The organism is Cellulomonas pakistanensis (assembly GCF_016862755.1).
Lineage (GTDB): Bacteria > Actinomycetota > Actinomycetes > Actinomycetales > Cellulomonadaceae > Cellulomonas > Cellulomonas pakistanensis.
In genome coordinates this window covers 1-4,778 of record NZ_BONO01000047.1, presented here as the reverse complement: position 1 = coordinate 4,778, position 4,778 = coordinate 1, and the positions used below count along the sequence as shown (strand labels likewise).

Genomic DNA, 4,778 nt, shown 5'->3' with positions numbered 1-4,778 from the left:
AGGTCCGCCCGCGCCCGACCCCCCGGCGCGCGGCGCGGGCGAGGCGGTGACGGTCATGCCGTCCAGCGTAGGCGGCCGCGGGCGCGCAGCCGGCGCTCGGCCCGCCCGGCCGACCGCGCCGGCACCGACAGCACGGCGAGGCACACCACGACCAGGCCGGTACCGACCCAGCCCGCCGCGGGCAGCCGCTCCCCCACCACCAGCACCGCGAGCACCGCCGCCACGGCCGGCTCCAGCAGGGTGAGCGTGGTCGCCGTGCTCACCGGCACCCGGGCGAGCCCCCACCCGAAGAGCACGTAGCCCGCGAACATCGGCACCAGCGCCATGTACCCGCCCACCGCGGCGTTGCCCCAGGACGCCACGAGCGGCGCGCCGGTGACCGCGAGCACCGGCAGGAGCAGGACGCCGCCCACGCCGAACACCGCGCCCATCGCCGCGCGCGACGGCACGCCGCCCTGCATCAGCCGGTGCGCGACCCAGGAGTACAGCGCGTACGTCGCCCCGGCGACCAGGCCGAGCAGCACGCCGGCGAGGGCGCCCGCCGGTCCGGCGCCGCCCGGCGCGTCCGCCCCGTGGCTCCCACCGAGCGCCTGCGCGACGCACAGCAGCACCATCCCGGCCAGCCCGACCGCCGCCCCCGCGACCCACCTCGGCGAGAGCCGGCGGCGGTCGACCAGACGCTCGACCAGGGCGGACGCGAGCGGCGCCGACCCCAGCGAGACGACGGTCCCGACGGCGACGCCCGCGAGCCGCATCGAGGTGTAGAACGCCAGCGGGTACACGGCGACCGCGGCGGCGCCGAGCAGGACGAGACCGGCCCGGGCGCGGAGCGCGGCCGCGTGCGCGGCGATCACCCGCCCGGCGACCGCGGCCTGGAGCAGCCCGCCGACGCCCATCGCCGCAGCGCCGATCGCCAGCGGCCCGACCTCGGGGGCGAACGTGGCGGCGGTCCCCGTGGTGCCCCACAGGAGGGAGGCGGCGAGCACGGCGAGCGTCCCGAGCCCGGCCCCGCGCGCCACCCCGGCGCCCGACCCCACTCCGGTGCCGCGCCCTGCCGCCGGGCCCTCCGACGCCGAGAGGGCACCTCTCGACTGTGCCGGCGATCCGGCGCGCAGCCGAGAAGTGCCCTCTCGGCGACGTGCGCGGGGCGTCCGCGTCGCGGCGGCGAGCGGCGGGTCGCCGGGGGTCGACGCGGCCGCGGGCACCGGGGCGGCGGGTCGCGTGGCCGCGGGCGCCGGGGCGGCGGGCCGCGCGGCGGCAGGCGCCGGGGCGGCGGGCCGCGCGGCGGCAGGCGCCGGGGCGGCAGGCGCCGGGGCTGCGGGCGCCGCGCCGCGCTCCGCGGTCACGCCGCCGCCAGCAGGTCCGCCGCCAGCGCGCGGGCGCGCCGGAGCCGGGCGCCGTCGCCCTCCAGCCCCGCCCGGGCCATCGACCCCTCGAGCAGGAACGCCAGGTGCTCGGCGAGCGCGGCGGCCCGCGCGAGGTCGCCCGGCAGCAGGTCCGCGAGGTGCCCGGCGACGATCGCCTCGACCTCCTCCTTGTGGCCGCGCACGACGGCGCGGCCGGGGTCCCCGGCGGGCAGCTCGGCGGCGGCGTTGAGCAGGCCGCAGCCGCGGAAGCCGTGCGGGTAGCCGGCGTCGGCGTGGTCGGCGTAGGCGTCGAACACCGCGAGCACCCGGTCGCGCGGGTCGTCCCCGGCGGAGGCCAGCCGGGCCGCGTACAGGTCGAGCCACTCCGCGTGCCGCGCCACGAGGTAGGCGGCGACGAGGTCCGCCTTGGAGGCGAAGTTGTTGTACAGGCTCATCTTGGCGACGCCGGCGTCCGCGGTGATGGTGTCGATCCCCGTCCCGGCGATGCCGTCGGCGTAGAACCGGGCCGCCGCCGCCGCGAGCAGCCGCTCCCGCGCGGGCCGCCGCCGTGCCGCACCGGCACCCGCACCCGCACCGTCGACCGCCGCCGCAGCGGCGCCCGGGCGGGCACCCGTGCCGTCACCTGCCGCCGCGCCGTCACCCGCACGGAGACCGGCACCCGCAGCCGCACCGGCACGCGCAGCCGCACCAGCACCAGCGCCCGTCGCGCTCGTCGTCGCCATGCCGCACCCCGTCCCGCGCCGCCCGGCGCCCCGACTAGGTAGACCTGTCTACCCACCGGGCCGCAGCATCACACGGCGTCGGCGTAGCTGTCCACCACCGAGACGTCCAGCGCGAACTCGACCGGCGTGTCCCCGAACAGCAGCCGCCCCGCCTCGACGGCCGACTCCCGCACGAGCTCGGCGACCCGGTCGGCGACCGGCACGGGGGCGTGCACCATGATCTCGTCGTGCAGGAAGAACACGAGGTGCGGTCGCCCCGGCAGGTCGAGCAGCCGGCGCCGCAGCACGCCCATCCAGCACAGCGCCCACTCGGCCGCGGTCCCCTGCACGACGAAGTTCCGCGTGAACCGGCCCCAGTCCCGGGACCGCCGGCGCGCGTCCCGTGCGTCCTCCGGCGCCGCGCCCTCGGCCGACGCGGCCTGCCGGGCGGCGAGCCACGCGGCGCTCGGCGCGGGTGAGGACCGGCCCAGCCAGGTGGTGACCTGCTCGCCGCGCTCCCCCGCCCGGGCCGCCTCCTCGACGAGCGCGACCGCCCGCGGGTACGCCCGCCCGAGCTGCGGCATGAGCACCGCGCTCGCCCCGGTCGTCGCGCCGTAGATCGCCCCGAGCATCGCGTACTTGGCCTGCTGCCGGTCGGCGACGATGCCTGCGGCCACGACGGCGGCGTACAGGTCGGCCTGCCGCCCGGCCGCCGCCATCGCGCCGTCGCCCGACATCGCCGCGAGCACCCGCGGCTCCAGCTGGGCGGCGTCCGCGACGACGAGCCGCCAGCCCGGGTCGGCGCGCACGGCGTCCCGGATCACCGCGGGCAGCTGCAGCGCGCCGCCGCCGCTGCTGGCCCACCGCCCGGTGACCACGCCGCCGGGCACGTAGTCGGGCCGGAACCGCCCCTCGTGGACCCAGCGGTCCAGCCACGCCCACCCGTTCGCGGACAGCAGGCGGGCGAGCTTCTTGTACTCGAGCAGCGGCTCGCGCACCGGGTGGTCGAGCGCGCGGATCTCGGCGGTGCGCGTGGACGGCACGTCGAGCCCGGCGGCGCGCAGCGCGCGCAGCAGCTCGGGCTGCGAGTCGGGGTTGAGCCCCGGTCGGTCGAGCGCGGCGCCGACCCGCGACGCCAGCGCGGCCAGCCGGTCGGGCCGGGCGCCCTCCCGCGGGCGGGGCCCGAGCAGGCCGGTCAGCAGGGCGTCGTGCAGGTCGGGCCGGAACGGCATGCCGTCGTGCCGCATCTCGGCGGCGATCAGCGCGCCCGTCGACTCGGCGGCGAGCAGCAGCCGGAGCCGGCCGTCGTCGCCCGCCTCGGTCAGGGCGGCGAGCTGGCGGCGCAGCTCGTCGGCCACGTCCGGTGCCGCGTCCGGGACCGCGGCGGGCAGGTCGTCGAACAGGCTGGGCTCGTCGGCCTCGTGCGGGCCGGTGCCGCCGGCGGGCGCCGCGAGGTCCCACGGCCCCTCGGGCTCGCGCGCCAGCGCGGTGCCCGCGCACCGGGTGGACCGGCGCAGGATCGTCCGGCACAGCCGCAGGTCGTGCGCCCGCTCGACCCGCACCCCCGCGGCCAGCAGGTCGGGGTACCAGTGCTCGGTGTCGTCCCAGACCCAGCGGGGGTGGTCCCGGGCCTCGCGCTCGCCGACGACGCGCGCGAGCTCGTCCCCCGCGACGGGCACGGCCGGACCGACCTCGCCCGCCTCGGCGGCGGCCACGTCGCGCGCCTCGCGCAGCACGACGACGCCGGGTCGGTCCGGGTCGACGGCGACGAGGACGAGGGGCACGGGCGCCATTCTCCCTGCCGGGTCCGACATCCGGCGCCGCAGGTCCTACGCTGGGCCGATGACCGAGCAGGCTGACGCACCGGCGGGGCTCCCGGAGCGCGAGACGATCCTCCTGGCAGCCTTCGAGGGCTGGAACGACGCCGGGTCGGCGGCCAGCCAGGCGCTGGAGCACCTGCACGAGGCGTGGGGCGCCGAGCAGGTGGACGAGCTGGACCCCGAGGAGTACCACGACTTCCAGGTGAACCGCCCCGTGATCGGCGTGGGCGAGGACGGCCGGCGGGAGATCACCTGGCCGTCGACGGCGGTCGCCGTCGCCACCACACCGAACGCCCGCCGCCAGGTGGTGCTGGTGCACGGGATCGAGCCGTCGATGCGCTGGCGCCGGTACTGCGGCGAGCTGCTCGACATCGCCGCGACGCTCCGGGTGACCACCGTCGTGACGCTCGGCGCGCTGCTCGCCGACGTCCCGCACACCCGCCCGATCCCCGTCACCGCCACCAGCGAGGACGAGGCCGTGCGCCAGGCGCTCGACGTCGAGGCGAACTCGTACGAGGGCCCGACCGGCATCGTCGGCGTGCTGCAGCACGAGGCCGCCGCGCGCGGGCTGCGCACGGTCTCGCTGTGGGCCGCGGTGCCGCACTACGTGGCGCACCCGCCGTCGCCCAAGGCCACGCTGGCCCTGCTGCACCGGATCGAGGCGCTGACCGGCGAGCCGGTCCCGCTCGGCGACCTCCCGGAGGACGCCGCCGCGTGGCAGGACGGCGTCGACGAGCTCGCCAGCGAGGACGCGGAGATCGCCGAGTACGTGCACCAGCTCGAGGAGGCGAAGGACACCGCCGAGCTGCCCGAGGCGTCCGGCGAGGCGATCGCCCAGGAGTTCGAGCGCTACCTCCGCCGCCGCGACAAGGGCATCGGCGGCTGACCGG

Annotated in this window: 4 protein-coding genes; 1 reads left to right on the top strand and 3 read right to left on the bottom strand. The window is 79.0% G+C overall.

What is annotated here, in order from left to right:
* Positions 1-53: 53 nt before the first annotated feature.
* The 3 genes from Cpa01nite_RS18350 to Cpa01nite_RS18340 all read right to left on the bottom strand — a co-directional run bounded on the left by Cpa01nite_RS18350 (position 54) and on the right by Cpa01nite_RS18340 (position 3,861).
* Entirely contained in the window at positions 54-986 is a 933-nt protein-coding gene (locus Cpa01nite_RS18350; RefSeq protein WP_239068919.1) for a DMT family transporter, read from the bottom strand.
* Between the two features lie 356 nt (positions 987-1,342).
* Positions 1,343-1,891: a TetR/AcrR family transcriptional regulator gene (locus tag Cpa01nite_RS18345; protein ID WP_239068920.1), complete on the bottom strand. Its 549-nt coding sequence runs from the start codon at positions 1,889-1,891 to the stop codon at positions 1,343-1,345.
* A 266-nt stretch (positions 1,892-2,157) separates the two neighbouring features.
* Complete coding sequence (locus Cpa01nite_RS18340) at positions 2,158-3,861, bottom strand: bifunctional 3'-5' exonuclease/DNA polymerase (protein ID WP_203670305.1); 1,704 nt, start codon at positions 3,859-3,861, stop codon at positions 2,158-2,160.
* Positions 3,862-3,910: 49 nt separating this feature from the next.
* Here Cpa01nite_RS18340 and Cpa01nite_RS18335 point away from each other — a divergent pair, with 49 nt between their 5' ends.
* Positions 3,911-4,774, top strand: coding sequence for a PAC2 family protein (locus Cpa01nite_RS18335; RefSeq protein ID WP_203670304.1), 864 nt, complete (start codon positions 3,911-3,913; stop codon positions 4,772-4,774).
* Positions 4,775-4,778: the final 4 nt, after the last annotated feature.